Below are 19,257 nucleotides of genomic sequence, written 5' to 3' on the forward strand. Positions count from 1 at the left end.
CGATAGCTTGAATTCGTGACGCCTTAGACCGCAGCTGCACCGCTGACGATTTCCGACAGTTCCTTGGTAATCGCGGCCTGACGGGTCTTGTTGTAGACCAGTTGCAGTTCGCCGATCACGTTCTTGGCGTTGTCGGACGCAGCCTTCATGGCCACCATGCGCGCCGATTGCTCGGACGCCATGTTCTCGGCCACGGCCTGGTACACCAGTGCCTCGACGTAGCGGACGAGCAGCTCCTCCACTACGGTCTGGGCGTCGGGCTCGTAGATGTAATCCCACGAGTAGGCGCGCTTTTCATCTTCGGTCTGGACCAGCTTGTCGGCGGCGAGCGGCAGCAGCTGCTCAACCATCGGTTCCTGCTTCATCGTGTTGATGAATTTGGTGTACGCCAGGTACACCGCATCGACTTCACCATTGGTGAAAGCGTCGAGCTGGACCTTGATCGCGCCGATCAGCTTTTCCAGATGCGGGGTGTCACCGAGGTGCACCACGTGCGAAACCACCTTGGCGCCGATACGACCGAGGAACTGCATGCCCTTGGTGCCGATGGCGGTCGCTCGCACGTCCACGCCACGGCCTTGCAGGCTCTTCAGCTCATTGGTGACCGCGCGCAACACGTTCGTGTTCAGGCCGCCGCACAGCCCCTTGTCGGTCGTGACCACGATCATGCCGACGCGCTTGACTTCGCGCTCCTGCATGAACGGGTGCTTGAACTCGGGGTTGGCCGTAGCCAGGTGCGCCGCGATGTTGCGCACTTTCTCGGCATAGGGACGGGCGTTGCGCATCCGCTCCTGCGCCTTGCGCATCTTGGACGCGGCGACCATCTCCATCGCCTTGGTGATCTTGCGCGTGTTCTGCACGCTCTTGATCTTGGTTCGAATCTCTTTCGTTCCGGCCATATCTTCCTCTCCATCCGAACCATCGCCGCGCCGGCGTGAGCCAGGCGCGGCGGCGGTGTCGTGGAATCACGCGGTTAGAACGCGGCGGACTTCTTGAAATCCTCGACAGCGGCACGCAGGGCGGGCTCATCTTCCTTCGAGAGCTGCTTGGTCTCTTCGATGCGATTGATGAGATCGGCGTACTTGGTCTTCAGATGGTCGTGCAGGCCCTTCTCGAACGGCAGAATGTCCTTCACTTCCACGTTGTCGAGGAAGCCGTTGTTGGCGGCGAACAGCGACGCGGCCAGCTGCCACACTTGCAGCGGCTGGTATTGCGGCTGCTTGAGCAGTTCGGTCACGCGGCGGCCGCGCTCGAGCTGCTTGCGGGTGGCGTCGTCCAGGTCCGAAGCGAACTGCGCGAACGCAGCCAGTTCACGGTACTGGGCCAGGTCGGTACGGATACCGCCGGACAGGTTCTTCACCACCTTGGTCTGTGCAGCACCACCGACGCGCGACACCGAGATACCGGCGTTGATGGCGGGGCGGATACCGGCGTTGAACAGGTCGGTTTCCAGGAAGATCTGGCCGTCCGTGATCGAGATCACGTTGGTCGGAACGAACGCGGACACGTCGCCGGCCTGCGTTTCGATCACCGGCAGCGCGGTCAGCGAACCGGTCTTGCCCTTGACGGCGCCGTTGGTGAACTTCTCGACGTAGTCGGCGTTCACGCGGGCAGCACGCTCCAGCAGGCGCGAGTGCAGATAGAACACGTCGCCCGGGTAGGCTTCGCGGCCCGGCGGGCGGCGCAGCAGCAGCGACACCTGGCGGTAGGCCCAGGCTTGCTTGGTCAGGTCGTCATAGACGATCAGCGCGTCTTCGCCGCGGTCGCGGAAGTACTCGCCCATGGTGCAGCCGGCGTAGGCAGCCAGGTACTGCATGGCAGCCGAGTCCGAAGCGGCGGCGGCCACGACGACGGTGTATTCCATCGCGCCGTGCTCTTCCAGCTTGCGCACCACGTTGGCGATGGTCGAAGCCTTCTGGCCGATTGCCACGTACACGCAGAAGACGCCCTTGCCCTTCTGGTTGATGATGGCGTCGACAGCCACGGCGGTCTTGCCGGTCTGGCGGTCGCCAATGATCAGCTCGCGCTGGCCACGGCCGATCGGCACCATCGCGTCGATCGACTTCAGGCCGGTCTGCACCGGCTGGCTCACCGACTGACGCGCGATCACGCCCGGGGCGACCTTCTCGATCACGTCCGTTTCCTTGGCGTTGATCGGGCCCTTGCCGTCGATCGGCTGGCCCAGCGTGTTCACCACGCGGCCCAGCAGTTCCTTGCCGACCGGCACTTCCAGAATGCGGCCGGTGCACTTGACCGTGTCGCCTTCGGAAATGTGTTCGTACTCACCCAGCACCACGGCGCCGACCGAGTCGCGCTCGAGGTTCAGCGCGAGGCCGAAGGTGTTGCCGGGGAATTCCAGCATCTCGCCCTGCATCACGCCGGACAGGCCGTGCACGCGGCAGATGCCATCGGTCACGGAGATCACCGTGCCGGTATTGCGCACTTCAGCTTCAGCGCCAAGGCCCGAGATGCGGGTCTTGATCAGCTCGCTGATTTCTGAGGGGTTCAGTTGCATCACAATGCTCCTAATTCTTCAATCCGTCGGCCGGTGCGTTCAGGCGGTCAGCGCGACTTGCATGGCTGCCAGGCGCGCGCGCACGGAGGTGTCGAGCACTTCGTCGCCAACCTTGACGCTGACGCCGCCGATCAGGGACGGGTCCACCGCCACCTGCGCGTACAGCTTGCGGCCGAACTTGCGTTCGAGTGCGGCGACCAGGTCGTTCAGCTGCCCATCTTCCAGCGGGAATGCGCTGGTGATCTCGACGTCGGACGACCCTTCGCGGGCGTTCTTGAGCGCATGGAACTGTTCGGCGATGTCAGGCATCACCGTGAGGCGGCCGTTCTCCACCAGCAGCCTGACGAAGCGGCGCGCTTCGTCATTCAGCGGGGACTTCAGCACCGACAGGAACAGTTCGGCCAGCTTATCGCCGGGAACGTTCGGATCGTCGGCGACCGCCTTCATGTCGGGATTGGCAGCAACCTGCCCCATCTCCGACACCAGCTCGGACCATGCACCCAGATTGCCTGCGCTCGATTCACTGGCGACGCGGAACAGCGCCTCAGCGTAGGGACGGGCAATGGTTGCGGTTTCAGCCATGATTAGAGCTCAGCCTTGAGTTGATTGAGCAGGTCGGAGTGGACCTGCGCGTTCACTTCACGCTTGAGGATCTGCTCGGCACCCTTGACGGCCAGCACGGCAACCTGGTCACGCAGTGTTTCGCGTGCGCGGGTAACCTGCTGCTCTGCTTCGGCCTTGGCCTGGGCAATGATGCGTGCGGCTTCTGCCTGGGCGTTTTGCTTGATCTCGTCTGCCGTCAGCTGGGCGCGCTTCTCGGCGTCAGCGACGCGTTGTGCACCCTCGGTGCGGGCTTCGGCCATAGCCTGGTCCACACGCTTGTTGGCGAGTTCGAGCTCGGCCTTGCCTTTCTCGGCAGCGGCGAGGCCATCGGCGATCTTCTTTGCGCGTTCGTCGAGCGCCTTCACCAGCGGCGGCCAAATGAATTTGGCAACAACCCACCACAGGATGAAGAACACGACCATCTGCGCAAAAAACGTTGCGTTCAGATTCATGGTGTGTTCCTTTCGGTAATCAAACTACAGATAAATGCACAAAAGGCGGCTGGGCTGGTGGCCCGCGCCGCCCGTCAGCATCATGCAGACCGAAAAGAATTACTTGATGACAGCCAGCAGCGGGTTGGCGAAGGCGAACAGCATTGCAACACCCACGCCGATCAGGAATGCAGCGTCGATCAGGCCAGCCAGCAGGAACATCTTGGTTTGCAGCGGGTTCATCAGCTCGGGCTGACGTGCGCAGGCTTCGATGTACTTGCCACCCATCAGGGCGATGCCCAGGCAGGCGCCGATAGCGCCCAGGCCGATGATGATGCCGATACCGATGGCGGTCAGACCCTGGATGTTGGCGAGAAATGCTTGCATGATGACTCCTTTAATTTAGAGAGACTTAGAACCAAAAAACCAAAAAACCAAAAACCGGAAATCAGTGGTGATCGTGAGCCTGGCCGATGTACACCAGCGTCAGCATCATGAAAATGAAGGCCTGGAGCAGGACGATCAGGATGTGGAAGATCGCCCATACCGTGCCGGCCACCACGTGGCCGACAAAACCCAGCGCGGACAGGTCGGCGCCGAACGTCCAGATCGAACCCAGCAGCGCGATCAGCAGGAACACGAGTTCGCCGGCGTACATGTTGCCGAACAACCGCATGCCGAGCGAAACGGCCTTGGCCAGGAATTCGATCAGGTTCAGGATCAGGTTGAACGGGGCCAGGTACCACTTGGCGCCGAACGGGGCCGAGAACAGCTCGTGCATGAAGCCGCCCGTGCCCTTGATCTTGAAGCTGTAGTAGATCATCAGCACCAGCACCGAGCACGACATGCCCAGCGTGCCGTTCAGGTCGGCCGTGGCTACCGCGCGGTGGTGCGGGAGATGGATGTGGAAGATGCCCAGCAGGTTGTTCAGGCCGGTGACCCAGTCGACCGGAATCAGGTCGATCGCGTTCATCATGGTGATCCAGCAGAACACCATCAGCGCCAGCGGCGCAATCCAGGAACGGTCGCCGTGGATGATGCCCTTGGCCTGGTCGTCGACCATCTCGACGATCATCTCGACGAAGGCCTGGAAGCGGCCCGGCACGCCGGGGGTAACGCGGCGCGCGGCAGCGTACAGGAACAGCACGGCGATGGCGCCGCACAGCACGGACCAGAACACCGTGTCGTAGTTGAGCACGGAGAAATCGACCACCGACGCTTGCTTGCCGCCGACCGAGTTCAAGTTCTGCAAGTGTTCGGCGATATAGCCGGAGGGTGTCAGCGCGTGTTCGGCGCCTTGGGTAGCATCAGACATGTCGATACGAACGGTATATTGCGAAATCTTCAGGCCGCGCGCCGCCACTGTCTGGCAAACGCCCGGTACGCGTCTTGCATTGCCTTCGGCGGATGCGCCGGTCACCGCAATGCAAGCGGGGTCCAACCTTGGCCGTGCCCGGTGTCACGGCGATGAAAGCCGCTTTGAAACCGTCACGGAAAACTCTTGATATTCCGTTTCGGTGCCCCACTTCCGGATGAAGCACCGTTTTCGAGCGGCTGGCCTAGCGCATCAGCAGGGCCACCACCCAATATGTCTTGAGTGCGAGCAGGAACGTGACCAGCATCGGCACCCAGCGCAGATCCCGGTACAGCACCACGACCAGCACCAGCAGTGCCACCGTGGCAAAGACCTTGATCGCCTCGCCCAGCACCAGGCCGCCGACCGAAGCCCGGTCGCGCGCCAGCCACAGGCGCAGTGCGAACAATCCGCTCGGCACGAAGCACACCATGCCGCCGAACAGTGCCGACCACCCATATGGCGCCGGCTCTTTCGCAAACAGCGCCCAGCACAGTGCCGACAGCAGGGAAACCAACACCTGCGCCAGGACAACCTTGCCCGGGGTCATGCGCGAAGGGCGCAGTGCGCGCTCGCCAAACAGCGTTACCGCCTCGGCGTGCGACAGCGGATCGACAGCTTCTTCCTCACGGTCTGCGCCTTCTTTCCAGTCGTCCCAGTCATCTTCCTGACGGGAGCCGGCGCCTCGTTGCTGACGGTCTCGAACCACCACCTGCCTGCCTTATTCCAGGCCGGAACTTTTCGGCCCGACCAGAATTCAAACCGCACGATTTTAAGGGGAACTACTGATTCGCGTCAATCTGCTTACATTTGCCTTGCAGTGCGTTGCGCACAACGGTTGCCATCACGATTGCATGATGGCCGCGCAATAATTGCGCGGCAATGATGTTTGACGTAATTGGATTGCGCAGGGAACCCCGCGCATGATGAGGGATTACCGGGTACGCAGTGTGTATACCGGCAATTGGAACGGCCAGTGCAGCGTGCACGCAACAGTCATCGTCGCGACGGCCGTTAATCGCACCGAATTGCGTGCGCGGCTTCGCTTGCGCCCTCGCCCGCAGCCTCAGGCGACCTTCTGCCCTTCCGTGGATTCGCGCAGGCGCACAAGCACGCCTTCGAGCGCATCGTTGTTGCTGAAGTGAATGGTGAGCTGGCCCTTGCCGCGTGCGCCCAGCTTGATCTGCACCGCCAGCCCCAGCGCATCCGACAGCTCTTCTTCCAGCCGCGCCACGTCGCGCACATTATTGACGCCCTTCTGCTTGAGCGACTTCAGGTCGAACGGCTTGAGCGTCGATGCCACCAGCTTCTCGGTCTCGCGCACCGACAGCCGCTTGTTGACGATCTGGTTGGCCAGCGTGATCTGGCTGGCGCCATCCACTGCCAGCAGCGCGCGCGCGTGGCCCATGTCGAGATCGCCCGCCATCAGCATGGTCTGCACCGGCGCGGCCAGGTTCAGCAGGCGCAGCAGGTTCGACACCGCGCTGCGCGAGCGGCCGACCGACTCGGCCGCCTGCTCGTGCGTGAAACTGAATTCGCGGATCAGGCGCATGATGCCCTGCGCCTCTTCCAGCGGGTTCAGGTCTTCGCGCTGGATATTCTCGATCAGCGCCATCGCGGCCGCGGCTTCGTCGGCCACGTCCTTCACCAGCACCGGCACCTTGTCCAGGCCGGCCAGCCTGGACGCGCGGAAGCGCCGCTCGCCCGCGATGATCTCGTAGCGGTCGGGCTCGGCCACGCGGCGCACCAGGATCGGCTGCATCAGTCCCTGTGCGCGGATGCTGGCAGCCAGCTCCTGCAGCGCGCCTTCATCCATGCGCGTGCGCGGCTGGTACTTGCCGGGCTGCAGCTGGTTCAGGTGCAGCACCGTGGGCGCGCCCTCCTGCTTCACCGATTCAACGATTTCAGCCGGCCCGCCCAACAGCGCTTCCAGGCCGCGGCCGAGGCCCTTCTTCTTTGCAGTGCTCATGCTTGCCCTCTCCTTCAGCCCAGCTGCCGGACCCGCGCGATCATCTCGGCGCCGAAATCCAGGTACGCCTTGGCACCCTTCGATGACGGATCGAACGCCACGCCCGGCATGCCATAGGACGGTGCCTCGGCCAGCCGCACATTGCGCGGGATCAGGGTCTTGAAGACCTTCTCGCCGAAGTGCGATTCTAGTTGCGCCGACACCTGCTGTTGCAGCGTGACGCGCGGATCGAACATGACGCGCAGCAGGCCGATCACCTGCAGGTCGCGGTTCAGGTTGGCGTGCACCTGCTTGATGGTGTTGACCAGGTCCGACAGCCCTTCCAGCGCAAAGTACTCGCACTGCATCGGCACGATCACGCCATGCGCGGCGCACAGCCCGTTCAGCGTCAGCAGCGACAGCGACGGCGGACAGTCGATCAGCACGAAGTCATACTCGCCATCGACTTCCGCGATAGCCTGGCGCAGCCGGCGCTCGCGCTGGTCCAGGTCGACCAGCTCCACTTCGGCGCCGGCCAGTTCCCGGTTGGCGGGCAGCACGTCGTACCTGCCGGTCTCGGAACGCTGGCGCGCCTGCGCGATGCTGGAGAGGCCGACCAGCACCTGGTACACGCTGTGCTCCAGCGCCTGCTTGTCGATGCCCGAACCCATCGAGGCATTGCCCTGCGGATCCAGGTCGACCAGCAGCACGCGCTGGTCCTGCGCGGCCAGGCCGGCGGCGAGGTTCACCGTGGTGGTGGTCTTGCCTACCCCGCCCTTCTGGTTGGCGATCACGAATACCTTGGCCATAAGCTACTGAGGCTCCTGCTTCAATTCATCCGGCCAGCGCGGGGCTGGCAGTTCGCGGCGCCGGGTGCAGCGCCGCGGCGTACATCATGCGTGGGCGCTTGCGCGCCGCGACATCACCACCAGGTGGCGCTCGGCATCCAGCCCCGGCACCGTGATGCGGGGCACCGCATCGACCTGCCACTGCGCCATCAGCCCGGCAGCTTCCATGCGGTCCAGCTCGGCCTGAGGATAAACACCCTTCATTGCGATCAGCTTGCCGCGCGGCGCCAGCAGCTGGCCCGACAGGTTCACGAAGTCCGTCAGCTCGGCAAACGCGCGCGAGGTGATCACGGCAAAGCCGACGTCGTCGTCCAGCTTCTCCACCGGTCCCCAGTGCGCCGCGGCATTGGCCAGCCCGAGCTGCGCGCGGCACTGCGTCAGGAACGCGGTCTTCTTCTGCACGATGTCCACCATCAGCACCGACACATCGGGACAGGCGATCGCCAATGGCAGGCCCGGCATGCCGCCACCCGAACCCACGTCGAGCACTCTGCCCCGCGCCGGCGTACCTACCTCTGCAGCACGCGCGGCTTCGGCCAGCGCCGGCACTGCAGCGAGCGAATCCAGCATGTGATGCGTTAGCATCTCGTCGGGGTGGCGGATCGCGGTCAGGTTATAGACGCCGTTCCACTTGCGCAGCAGCGCCAGGTAGGCGAACAACGTGTCGATCTGCGCCGGCGCGAGCGCCAGGCCGATCGCCTCGAGACCGGCTTCAAGGCGACGGCGCTGCGTGGCGTCGTCGGTCATGGTGTGTCGCGGACCGGCCACTCAGGCTGCCTCTTCAGAGTTGGCGGACGGTGAGCCCGACTCTGCGCGCGTGCGGCCCAGCCCCTTCTTCTTCAGGTGCACCAGCAGCAGCGAGATCGCAGCCGGCGTCACGCCGGAGATGCGCGAGGCCTGGCCCAGCGTTTCGGGACGGTGCTGGTTCAGCTTCTGGCTGACCTCGAAACCGAGGCCACGCACTTCGGTGTAATCCAGCCCTTCCGGCAGGCGCGTCGCCTCGTTGGCTTCCAGCTTGTCGACCTCGGCGGCCTGGCGGGCGATATAGCCGTGGTACTTGATGCCGATCTCGATCTGCTCGCGGATCTGTTCCGCCAGCATCGGCTCCGCGTCCAGCGGGGTTTCCGGGGCATGGCGACCGCCCTGCAGTGCCATCAGTGCTTCGTAGCGGACTTCCGGCCGGCGCAGCAGGTCGGCCAGGCTGTACTCGCGCTCGATCGGCTTGCCCAGCAGCGGCACGGCCTCTTCGGCCGGCAGCATGGCCGGGTTCACCCATGTGCTCTTCAGGCGCTCTGTTTCACGTGAAACAGCGTCGCGTTTGCGGTTGAAAGCATCCCAGCGCGCGTCATCGACCACGCCCAGTTCGCGGCCGACCTCGGTCAGGCGCATATCGGCATTGTCTTCACGCAGGCTCAGGCGGAACTCCGCGCGGCTGGTGAACATACGGTACGGCTCGGTCACGCCACGCGTGATCAGGTCGTCGACCAACACGCCCAGGTAGGCCTGGTCGCGGCGCGGCGTCCATGCATCGCGTTCGCGCACATAGCAGCCCGCGTTGATGCCGGCCAGCAGGCCCTGAGCGGCGGCTTCTTCATAGCCGGTGGTGCCGTTGATCTGACCGGCGAAGAACAGGCCACGGATGGCCTTGCTTTCCAGCGACGCTTTCAGCCCGCGCGGATCGAAGTAGTCGTACTCGATCGCGTAGCCGGGGCGCAGGATATGCGCGTTCTCCAGGCCGCGGATCGAGTGCACCAACTCCAGCTGCACGTCGAACGGCAGGCTGGTCGAGATCCCGTTGGGATAGAACTCGTTGGTGGTAAGGCCTTCGGGCTCCAGGAAGATCTGATGGCTCTCCTTGCTGGCAAAGCGATGGATCTTGTCCTCGATGCTAGGGCAGTAGCGCGGCCCTACCCCTTCGATCACGCCGGTGTACATCGGCGAGCGGTCCAGCCCGCCGCGAATGATGTCGTGGGTCCGGCCGTTGGTATGGGTGATCCAGCAAGGCAACTGTTGCGGGTGCTGCTCCGGGCGGCCCAGGAACGAGAACACGGGCACCGGATCCAGGTCGCCGGGCTGCTCTTCCATCACCGAGAAGTCGATGGTGCGGCCATCGATGCGCGGCGGCGTGCCGGTCTTCAGGCGCCCTTGCGGCAGCTTCAGGTCCTTCAGGCGCGCCGACAGCGACACCGCCGCCGGGTCGCCGGCGCGGCCGCCGGTGTAGTTATCCAGCCCGACATGGATCTTGCCATCCAGGAAGGTGCCGGCTGTCAGCACGACCGCGCGGCCGCGGAAGGCGATGCCAACCTGCGTCATGGCGCCGACCACGCGGTCGCCCTCCACCATCAGGTCGTCCACGGCCTGCTGGAACAGCATCAGGTTCGGCTGGTTCTCCAGCCTGGTACGGATCGCCTTGCGGTACAGCACGCGGTCGGCCTGGGCGCGCGTGGCGCGCACCGCCGGGCCCTTGCTGGAGTTCAGGATGCGGAACTGGATACCGGCCTCGTCCGTGGCGGCGGCCATGGCACCGCCCATCGCGTCCACTTCCTTGACCAGGTGTCCCTTGCCGATGCCGCCGATGGACGGGTTGCAGCTCATCTGGCCCAACGTCTCGATGTTGTGGGTCAGCAGCAGCGTCTGGCAGCCCATACGGGCCGCGGCGAGTGCAGCTTCAGTGCCGGCATGGCCACCGCCGACGACGATGACATCGAATTCTTTTGGGTAAAGCATGGGACACCTCCTCCGGGAGGCTGGCGGGAAAATACGGGAATGCGAAATTATAGCGGCATTCGACTGGCCGCCTTCCGACCGACAACATGTTTCACGTGAAACATGGCGTTGACGATACCCGCCAAGTCGCTCGAAAGCGACGTTATGTTCCACGTGAAACAAAAAGGCCGGGCACATGGCCCGGCCGGATGTTTCACGTGGAACAAGCGCCTCAGAGTTGCGAGCGGATATAACCCGCCACCCGCTCCGTCAGCTTGGCAAGGTCACGCTGCAGCGTGACGAATCCGGCATTGCGCTCCCGCGTCACCTCATCCATATACAGCGGCCGCCGAATCTCGATCTGCAGGCTGTTGCGCCGCTCAGCCGGCCGACCGATCTGGGCGATCAGCTGCACGCCCTTGTATGGATCGTTACAAGCCACCGTGTAGCCCATGCCGCGCAACTCCCGTTCGACCAGGTCGACCAGCCCCGGCTCGCAGGTGGTACCGTCCCGGTCGCCCAGCACAAAGTCCGCCAGCGGGTGCGGGCTGTCGATCTTGAGCCGCTCGTAGGCGTTGTTGGGCATGGAGTGCAGGTTCAGATGCCAGAGCGCGCCAAAGCGCTGGTAGGCGCCCTCCACCGCCTCGGCCAGCGCCGCATGGTACGGCCAGTAGTAGCGGTCGATCCGGCTCTGCACTTCCGCCACGGACAGGCGCCGGTCATAGATCGGCGTGCTGGCATCAATCCGGCTCCAGATCAGGCCATAGCCCAGCTGCGTCTTCGGCCCCGGGGCCAGCGCCGTCGGCCAGGCGCCGTCGATCTGCACCGGGTCGATGTCGTCGGCCATCCGGTTCGGGTCGATATAAACGCGCGGGAAGGTCGCCGCCAGCAGCGTACCGCCTGCTGCGGGCACGGCCTCCCACAAGGCATCGACGTGCGTGTCCTCGCCCCCGCGCAGGCGCGCGGCAGGAATTGCCGCGCCGAAGTCGGCCGGGTACGCCGTGCCGCTATGCGGCGAGTCGCACACTAGCGGCAGCGCCTCCCCTTCCGGCAGGCGCACAATGACCGGCGGCAGGGCGGCGGCCAGGTGATTCGCTTCAGCCATGCGTCAGTCCAGTTGGATGTTGGCGGCCTTGGCGACGCGGGCGTAGCGTGCAATGGCCTGCTGGATCTGGGCCTTGAACTGCTCCGGCGTGGTCGGCACCAACGTGCCGCCGGAGTCTTCCACCTTGCGCTTGAACTCGGGGTTCTGCATGGCCTTGTGGATGGCCTGGTTCAGCCTTGCTACGATGGCAGGCGGCGTGCCCGCGGGCGCAACGATGCCGAACCAGCCGCCGTCGCCCATTTCCTTGTAGCCCAGCTCCGCATAGGTAGGCACATTTGGCAACTGCGGCGAGCGCGTGGCACCAAGCACCGCCAGCGCGCGCAGGCGGCCCGACTTCACGTGAGGCAGCGCGGAGGCCAGGTTGTCCGAGATGGCATTGACCTGCCCTGCCACCGCATCATTGAGCCCCAGGCCGGCGCCCTTGTACGGCACATGCAGCAGGTCGATCTTCGCCAGCATCTGGAAGTTCTCAAGGTTTACGTGACCGAGGGTCCCCGTGCCCGGCGAGGCCACCGAATACTTGCCGGGATTGGCCCTGGCCAGGGCAATGAATTCCTGCATGGTTTTCGCCGGCACGCTTGGGTGCACTGTAAATACGCTCGGCATCGACACCACGTTGGTGACCGGGGCAAAGTCCTTGATCGGGTCGTACTTGAGCTTCGGGTATACGGCGGGGTTGGAACCGTGCGTGCTGACCGTGGCCATGCCGATGGTGTAGCCATCCGGCGCGGCGTTGGCCACCTGCTCCATGCCCACCGAGCCGCCGGCGCCGCCCTTGTTCTCGACCACGATGGTCTGGCCCAGCTCGCGGCCGGCAAACTGAGCCACCAGGCGCGCCGACAGGTCAGTGGAGCCGCCGGCCGCGAACGGCACGATCAGGCGGATCGGGCGCGTCGGGTAGTCGCCTTGCGCGAGGGCGCTGCCGGCAAGGGCCAGCGTGGCGGCGGCAGCGGTGCCGGACAGCAGCAGCTGGCGGCGGGATATCCGGGCTCGGATCATGGGGTTTCTCCTGTTGGCTTTGTGCATGAACCGGGCGAGTGTCAGCCGTTTACCGGCTGTGCACAAACGACTATATTGCACGTTTGCATTACCAAAGATCATTGTTGCGGCGACCGCTCCGGAAGTTGACTTCCCCCCGGCCTCGCCCTTCCCCGCCATGCGGCTGCATTCCCCATCGATGTCCGAACTGCACGCCTTTGCCACCGCGGCACGGCTGGGCAGCTTCACGCGCGCAGCCGACGAACTGTGCGTGACGCAAGGCGCTATCAGCCGCGCCATCGCACGGCTGGAAGCGCATTTCGGCCAGCCGCTACTGCAACGCAATGCGCACCGGCTGATGCTGACCGATGCCGGCCAGCAATTGCTCGATGCCGTCGCCGAGCCGCTGGCCACGATCGAGCACGCCAGCGCCGCCCTGCGCGCCGGCGACCGCCGGCACCACCTGACACTGTCGGTCGTGCCCACGCTGGCCAGTGTCTGGCTGGTGCCGCGACTGCCGGACTTCCATCGCCGCCATCCGGAAATCCGGCTGAACTTCGTCCCGTACCAGCGCGACGAGGATCTCTGCGGCCCGTCACCGGACGCCGCCATCCTGGCCGGTGAAGCCGGCAAGTGGCCCGGCCTGCAGGTCGACTACGTCGTGGGACGTGAAATGGTGCCGGTCTGCCATCCGGACCGCGCCCGTGCGCGCCGCGAGGCCGGCCGCTGGCAGTCGCCCGCGGAGTTGCTGGACGAGCCCCTGCTCTACCACACCACCGCGCCGGCGAACTGGCAAAACTGGCTCCTGGCCGCCGGCGTACCCAACGCTGCGCCAAGGTTATCCACAGCGTTCGACCAGGTTTCGATCCTGATCCAGGCAGTGCGCGCCGACATCGGCGTCGCCGTGCTGCAGCGCTGCCTGGTGCGCGACGAAATTGCCGCCGGACGCGTCACGGCGCCGTTTGACCTGCCAATTTCGCTGCAACGCGGCTATTTCCTGTGTGCGCCGAAGGAACGGCGCGATCATCCGGCGCTGAACTGCTTCCGGGATTGGCTGCTGGAGACCGCAGCGAAAGACACAGGCAGCGACACCAACACTTTATTCTCCGCATGAGTTTCATCTTCGCATCAAGGCGGATATACATCCATCCCGGGAATAATATTTACTAATCTATCATCTGTATGGATGCTTTTTCGCAGAGTAGGCAGGCAAAAATTCATCCAGCGGATATCTGCGTACCTACATCAGTGCGCCAGCCGCGACATCGCGCCAAAGCCTCTTCGAATTGGGTTATCCCCAAAGTTATTCACACCACCAATAGCAGAGGGCCTGCATTTGCAGGCCCTCATTCCCCTGGCGAAAACCAGGCAGCTTATGCCGTAATGCTGTTCAGTTAAGGTATCAAACGCTACTGTCATTCCCGCGCAGGCGGGAATCCAGCGTCTTTCACGTCCCCTTCGGGGATGAAGTCACTGGGTTCCCGCCTGCGCGGGAACGACGGTGGTTAACTGAACAGCATTACAGCTTATGCCGCCTTTTTTGCCAGCCCAAGGTAGGTTTCGATCACCTTCGGGTTCGCCGCCAGCTCGTCCGCCGGCCCTTGCATCGCCATGTCCCCGGTTTCGATCACATAGCCGTAGTCAGCCACCTGCAGCGCGGCGCGCGCGTTCTGCTCGATCAGCAGCGTGGCCACACCGGTCTGGCGCAGGTTGCTGATGATGTGGAAGATCTCCTTGACGATCAGCGGCGCCAGGCCAAGGCTGGGCTCGTCCAGCATCAGCAGTTGCGGCTTGGCCATCAGTGCGCGGCCCACCGCCAGCATCTGGCGTTCGCCGCCAGAGAGCGTGCCGGCGTCCTGGCGGGCGCGCTCACGCAGGCGCGGGAACAGGCCGTAGACCACGTCCATCTGGTCCAGGTAGTTCTTCTCGCCGGCGCGCTTGCGGCGGAAGGCGCCAAGCTGCAGGTTGTCCTCCACCGTCATCGATGCAAACAGCTCGCGCTTCTCCGGCACCAGGCACATGCCGCGCGCGATACGGCCCTCCACCGGGATGCCGGCCATGTCGTGGCCAAGGTAGCTGACCGCGCCGGTCGACGACCCCGTCACCGGGAGCGCACCCATCACCGCATTGAGCATGGTCGACTTGCCGGCACCATTGGGGCCGATCACCGTGACGATCTGGCCGGCCTCCACCTTCAGGTTGGCCCCGTGCACCGCTTCCACCTTGCCGTAGCGGACGTGGAGGTCCTTCACTTCGAGAATCAGGCTCATGTCCGGTCCTTATTCCACGCCACCGAGGTAGGCTTCCAGCACCGCCGGGTTCTTCTGCACTTCCTCGGGCACGCCCTCGGCAATGCGCGTGCCGAATTCCATCACCACCAGCCGGTCGGTCAGGTTCATCACGAAGTCCATGTCGTGCTCGACCAGCAGCACGCTCATGCCCTCGCCCTTGAGCTTGCGCAGCAGCTCGGCCAGCGCCTGCTTCTCCTTGTAGCGCAGGCCCGCTGCCGGCTCGTCGAGCAACAGCAGCGCCGGGTCACAGCACAGTGCGCGCGCGATTTCCAGGATGCGCTGCTGACCCAGCGCGAGGCTGCCGGCTTCCATGTACATGCAGTCGGCCAGGCCCACGCGCTCAAGCTGGCGCTTCGCTTCAAACAGCAGCTTCTCTTCCTCGGCCTTGTTCATGCGCAGGATCGCCGCCGAGACGCCGCCCTGGGCACGGAAGTCGCCGCGCAGGTGCGCGCCGATGGCCACGTTCTCCAGCACCGTCATGGTCGGCAGCAAATGCACGTGCTGGAAGGTGCGGCCGATGCCGCGCTTGACGATCTCGCGCGACGGCAGGCCCGAGATCACCTCGCCGCGATAACGGACTTCACCGCGCGTGACCGGCAGCACGCCAGTCACCAGGTTGAAGGTGGTGGACTTGCCCGCACCATTGGGGCCGATCAGCCCGATGATCTCGCCCGCGCGCACCTCGAAGCTGACATCGTTGACCGCCACCAGCCCGCCGAACTCCTTGCGCGCCGCGCGCACGTCCAGGATCAGCTCGCCGGCCTCGGGCTTCTGGCGCACGGCCAGTGCCTCGGCCTGCGCCGGCGCCAGTACCGGCGGACCCGACGGAACCAGACGCCGCAGAAACGGCCAGATGCCATCGCGCGCGTATTGCAGCAGCAGCACCAGCAGCACACCGAAGACGATGATCTCGAAGTTGCCATTGGCACCGAGCAGCTTGGGCAGCACGCCCTGCAGCACATCCTTCAGGATGGTCAGGACGCCCGCGCCCAGCACCGCGCCCCACACATGGCCCACGCCGCCGACCACGGCCATGAACAGGTATTCGATGCCGTAGTTCAGACCGAACGGCGTCGGGTTCACCGCGCGCTGCAGGTGCGCGTACAGAAAGCCCGACACGCAGGCCAGGATCGCCGCGACCACAAAGATCACCACCTTCATCCAGGCGGTGTTCACGCCCATGGCCTCGGCCATCACGCCGCCGCCCTTGAGCGCGCGAATGGCGCGGCCCGGGCGCGAGTTCAGCAGGTTCTGCATCGCCAGCACGGCCAGCAGCACCACGGCCCAGATCAGGTAGAACATCGAGCGCCCGGACTGCAGCTCGATGCCGAAGAACGACAGCACCGGGATGCCGTTCAGGCCGTCATACTTGCCCAGGAACTCCAGGTTGCCGAACAGGAAGAACAGCGACAGGCCCCAGGCAATGGTCGCCAGCGGCAGGTAGTGGCCGGACATGCGCATCGTGATCAGGCCGATCACATAGGCCGATGCCATCGTGATCACCAGCCCCACCATCAGCCCGAACCACGGCGACAGCCCGAACTGCGTGGTCAGGTACGCAGTGCTGTACGCGCCCAGCCCCACGAACGCGGCCTGCCCGAACGAGGTCATGCCGCCCACCCCGGTCAGCAGCACCAGCCCGATCGCGACGATGCTGTACAGGCCGATGTAATTGCCCAACGTGATCCAGAACTCCGGTGTCGGCAGCACCGGCAAGAGCGCCAGCACCACGATGAAAGCCAGCACCAGCAGCCGGTTGCGGTTGACCCGCGCACGGCTGCCGGCCTCGGCACCGGCAACGCCCGCCTGCTTGTCGGTCAGCATGGTCATGGCTTATTCCTCCTCCTCGACATGCTTGCTCGTCAGCGAGCGCCACAGCAGCACCGGAATGATCAGTGTGAAGACGATGACCTCCTTGAACGCGCTGGCCCAGAAGGACGAATAGGATTCGAGCAGCCCCACCAGCAGCGCGCCCAGCGCCGCCACCGGATAGCTCACCAGCCCGCCGACGATGGCGCCGACAAAGCCCTTCAGGCCCACCAGGAAACCCGACTCGTAGTAGACCGTGGTCAGCGGCGCGATCAGGATGCCGCACAGCGCGCCCATCGCCGCGGCCAGCGTGAACGACAGCCGCCCCGCCTGCGTGGTGCCGATGCCGACCAGGCGCGCACCCAGCCGGTTCACCGCGGTCGCGCGCAGCGCCTTGCCCTGCAGCGTGCGCTCGAAATAGAAGTACAGCGCGCCGATCAGCAGCGCCGACACGCCCACGATCCACAGGCTCTGGCCCGAGATGCTGAGCGCGCCCACCTCAAAGCGCGCGTCCGAGAACGCATTGGTACGCGAGCCCTCCGCGCCGAACATCACCAGCCCCAGCCCCACCAGCGCAAAGTGCACGCCCACCGAGACGATCAGCAGCACCAGCGTGCTGGCTTCGGCCAGCGGCTGGTAGGCCAGCCGGTAGAGCATCGGACCCAGCGGGATGATGATCAGCAGCGTCAGCGCGATCTGCGCCAGCATCGGCAGCGGCTGCGCGCCGTACTGCTGCGCCAGCCAGTGCACCGCGAACGGGAACACCAGGTACTTGCCGGCCAGCACCGCCAGCCGCTGGCCCAGCGTGCGCCGCAATTCGGCGCTGCGCAGCACGGTGACGGTCTCATAGAGGAAGGTCAGCGCCCCCATCGCCAGCAGCAGCCAGCTGGTCTGCGGCGCGTGCCCGGCCTGCATCGCCGCCAGCGTCAGCGCGCCGTAGGCGACGAATTCCCCTTGCGGGATGAAGATGACGCGGGTCACCGAAAACACCAGCACCAGGGCCAGTGCCAGCAGCGCGTAGATCGCGCCTGAGGTGATGCCGTCCTGGGCCAGGATGGCGGCGATTGATAAGTCCATTGTCTCCCCGTCTTTTGTGGATGCCTGCCTGCTTTATAGGGGGAGCTGACAGGGGGTCTGTGTGCTTTGGGATTACTGGATGGTAAGCGGATTGACTGCTTTGGTTATGTAGGTCGGGTTCAATGTTGTCGTAGGTTGGACCGCCTGGTTCCGCCCTGCTGGGCGGGTCACTTTTGTCCGAGCGACAAAAGATGGAATGAACGCGCCCCGGCCCTCCGATCAAAGGCGCCGGTAGTTCAGTTGTGCATCCGGGGAAACGTGACAGGATAGGCGGGTCCCCCATCACGAAACGGCATCGATGTGCCAGAGTGGGAGTGTCACCAACCACGCGAGGATGGAGGGACCCGAGATGAATACTACGACTTACGGCCTGGATATTGCAAAGACTGTCTTCCAGCTCTATTGGGTCGAGCCTTCCGGCAAGTGTTCCAACCGCCGCTTCAGCCGGCCCAAGCTGCTGGAGTTTCTCGCGAATCGCGAGCCCGGACGTATCGCGCTCGAAGCATGTGGCAGCGCGCACTGGTGGGCCCGCCAACTGCAAGCCTTGGGTCATGAGCCAGTGCTGCTGCACGCCAGGTACGTGCGACCGTTCGTGCAGACGAACAAAACCGATGCGGCCGATGCCAAGGCTATCTGGACCGCGGCGCAGCAGCCCGGGATGCCGTTCGTGGCCCCGAAGACCGAGCCGCAACAGTGCGTGCTCAGCCTGCACGCCATGCGCCAGCTGCGCGTGAAGATGCGCACCATGCTGGTCAACCAATTGCGCGGCACGTTGTTTGAGTTCGGAATCCGGATCCGTCCCGGGCTACGGATTGGCCTGCAGGAAATCGTGCAACGAATGGACGAAATCGAACAGGACGTGCCGCCCTTGCTGTTCGAGTTCGTGCGCGAACAATTGCAAAGCATCGAACGGCTCGATCAAGAGATAGCTCGCCTGGATCAACGCATTGATACCTGGGGTCGGCAAAGTCAGGCCTGCAAAACGATTTTGGCCATTCCCGGCATCGGCATGCTTACCGCCACGGCCATGGTTGCCACCATTGGCGACGCGCACACCTTCAAGTCCGGGCGCCAACTGGCGGCTTATCTTGGCCTAGTGCCCAAACAGACCGGCACCGGCGGCAAGGTCTGGCTGAGCGGCATCAGCAAACGCGGCGACCCCTATCTGCGCACCTTGCTGATTCACGGCGCTCGGGTCGTGCTGAGTCATCTGCGCAGAAAGAACCAGCCCGGCTGGAGCCTGATGCTCGCCCAGCGACGGCCGAAAAACGTCGCGGCTGTTGCCCTGGCTAACAAGACGGTGCGTACCATCTGGGCCCTGTTGGTCCACGACCGCACCTATGACCGAGACTACGTCTCGGTCAGGCCTGCCTAGCGGGCAGGCCTGAGCTAGCAAGCAAGGAACCCGTCCACAGGTTGCGAGGGTAATGTCCACGTGATGGCAAAACAGGTTGGACCGCGGGAGTGCAAGCCCAATTGGTTACTGGTGCTCAAAGCACGGCCAAAAGATAGGGACACTCCCGGCGAAATCCATCAGGGCCTGCAGGCCAGGCCTGCACCGCAAGGCCGGATATAAGTCTGCAGCCAATCCT

At 64.4% G+C, this 19,257-nt stretch carries 18 protein-coding genes; 2 read left to right on the top strand and 16 right to left on the bottom strand.

Annotated elements, in window-relative coordinates; all coding sequences use genetic code 11:
- Positions 1–23: 23 nt before the first annotated feature.
- From atpG to ACREYQ_RS17015, 13 genes are all read right to left on the bottom strand, one after another.
- Positions 24–899, bottom strand: coding sequence for a F0F1 ATP synthase subunit gamma (atpG, locus tag ACREYQ_RS16955; protein WP_432258664.1), 876 nt, complete (start codon positions 897–899; stop codon positions 24–26).
- A 74-nt stretch (positions 900–973) separates the two neighbouring features.
- A complete protein-coding gene (gene atpA, locus ACREYQ_RS16960) occupies positions 974–2,515 on the bottom strand; it encodes a F0F1 ATP synthase subunit alpha (RefSeq protein ID WP_171516233.1) in 1,542 nt (513 codons plus the stop codon).
- A 39-nt stretch (positions 2,516–2,554) separates the two neighbouring features.
- Complete coding sequence (locus tag ACREYQ_RS16965; RefSeq protein WP_432258665.1) at positions 2,555–3,097, bottom strand: F0F1 ATP synthase subunit delta; 543 nt, start codon at positions 3,095–3,097, stop codon at positions 2,555–2,557.
- 2 nt (positions 3,098–3,099) lie between these two features.
- The gene (locus ACREYQ_RS16970; RefSeq protein WP_432258666.1) at positions 3,100–3,570 is read right to left on the bottom strand and encodes a F0F1 ATP synthase subunit B; all 471 of its coding nucleotides are present in this window, start codon (positions 3,568–3,570) and stop codon (positions 3,100–3,102) included.
- A 99-nt stretch (positions 3,571–3,669) separates the two neighbouring features.
- On the bottom strand, positions 3,670–3,936 hold the full coding sequence (atpE, locus tag ACREYQ_RS16975; RefSeq protein ID WP_013958389.1) for a F0F1 ATP synthase subunit C: 267 nt from the start codon (positions 3,934–3,936) through the stop codon (positions 3,670–3,672).
- Between the two features lie 61 nt (positions 3,937–3,997).
- Positions 3,998–4,864: a F0F1 ATP synthase subunit A gene (gene atpB, locus ACREYQ_RS16980; RefSeq protein WP_432258667.1), complete on the bottom strand. Its 867-nt coding sequence runs from the start codon at positions 4,862–4,864 to the stop codon at positions 3,998–4,000.
- A gap of 244 nt (positions 4,865–5,108) precedes the next feature.
- A complete protein-coding gene (locus ACREYQ_RS16985) occupies positions 5,109–5,615 on the bottom strand; it encodes an ATP synthase subunit I (RefSeq protein WP_432258668.1) in 507 nt (168 codons plus the stop codon).
- 354 nt (positions 5,616–5,969) lie between these two features.
- Positions 5,970–6,872: a ParB/RepB/Spo0J family partition protein gene (locus ACREYQ_RS16990; protein ID WP_432258669.1), complete on the bottom strand. Its 903-nt coding sequence runs from the start codon at positions 6,870–6,872 to the stop codon at positions 5,970–5,972.
- A 14-nt stretch (positions 6,873–6,886) separates the two neighbouring features.
- A complete protein-coding gene (locus ACREYQ_RS16995) occupies positions 6,887–7,660 on the bottom strand; it encodes a ParA family protein (RefSeq protein ID WP_432258670.1) in 774 nt (257 codons plus the stop codon).
- An 84-nt stretch (positions 7,661–7,744) separates the two neighbouring features.
- On the bottom strand, positions 7,745–8,446 hold the full coding sequence (gene rsmG / locus ACREYQ_RS17000; RefSeq protein WP_432258671.1) for a 16S rRNA (guanine(527)-N(7))-methyltransferase RsmG: 702 nt from the start codon (positions 8,444–8,446) through the stop codon (positions 7,745–7,747).
- A 21-nt stretch (positions 8,447–8,467) separates the two neighbouring features.
- Complete coding sequence (gene mnmG / locus ACREYQ_RS17005; protein WP_432258672.1) at positions 8,468–10,426, bottom strand: tRNA uridine-5-carboxymethylaminomethyl(34) synthesis enzyme MnmG; 1,959 nt, start codon at positions 10,424–10,426, stop codon at positions 8,468–8,470.
- Positions 10,427–10,637: 211 nt separating this feature from the next.
- Positions 10,638–11,510, bottom strand: a complete 873-nt coding sequence (locus ACREYQ_RS17010) for an N-formylglutamate amidohydrolase (protein WP_432258673.1) — start codon at positions 11,508–11,510, stop codon at positions 10,638–10,640.
- A gap of 3 nt (positions 11,511–11,513) precedes the next feature.
- Positions 11,514–12,509 (bottom strand): tripartite tricarboxylate transporter substrate binding protein BugE, encoded by a 996-nt coding sequence (locus ACREYQ_RS17015; protein WP_432258674.1) that lies wholly within the window; start codon positions 12,507–12,509, stop codon positions 11,514–11,516.
- A 157-nt stretch (positions 12,510–12,666) separates the two neighbouring features.
- On the opposite strand from ACREYQ_RS17015, the gene ACREYQ_RS17020 reads away from it, so the two are divergent.
- Entirely contained in the window at positions 12,667–13,602 is a 936-nt protein-coding gene (locus tag ACREYQ_RS17020) for a LysR substrate-binding domain-containing protein (protein ID WP_432260437.1), read from the top strand.
- Between the two features lie 412 nt (positions 13,603–14,014).
- Here the strand turns inward: ACREYQ_RS17020 and ACREYQ_RS17025 are convergent, their stop codons facing one another.
- From ACREYQ_RS17025 to ACREYQ_RS17035, 3 genes are read right to left on the bottom strand one after another with little or no spacing between them, the layout of a single operon-like run.
- Entirely contained in the window at positions 14,015–14,758 is a 744-nt protein-coding gene (locus ACREYQ_RS17025) for an ABC transporter ATP-binding protein (protein ID WP_432258675.1), read from the bottom strand.
- 9 nt (positions 14,759–14,767) lie between these two features.
- The gene (locus ACREYQ_RS17030; protein WP_432258676.1) at positions 14,768–16,609 is read right to left on the bottom strand and encodes a branched-chain amino acid ABC transporter ATP-binding protein/permease; all 1,842 of its coding nucleotides are present in this window, start codon (positions 16,607–16,609) and stop codon (positions 14,768–14,770) included.
- Between the two features lie 3 nt (positions 16,610–16,612).
- Positions 16,613–17,665, bottom strand: a complete 1,053-nt coding sequence (locus ACREYQ_RS17035; protein WP_432258677.1) for a branched-chain amino acid ABC transporter permease — start codon at positions 17,663–17,665, stop codon at positions 16,613–16,615.
- Between the two features lie 349 nt (positions 17,666–18,014).
- On the opposite strand from ACREYQ_RS17035, the gene ACREYQ_RS17040 reads away from it, so the two are divergent.
- Positions 18,015–19,040, top strand: coding sequence for an IS110 family transposase (locus tag ACREYQ_RS17040; RefSeq protein WP_432257737.1), 1,026 nt, complete (start codon positions 18,015–18,017; stop codon positions 19,038–19,040).
- Positions 19,041–19,257 lie beyond the last annotated feature (217 nt).

The sequence above is a fragment of the Cupriavidus sp. TMH.W2 genome (genome assembly GCF_050847365.1).
Classification (GTDB): domain Bacteria; phylum Pseudomonadota; class Gammaproteobacteria; order Burkholderiales; family Burkholderiaceae; genus Cupriavidus.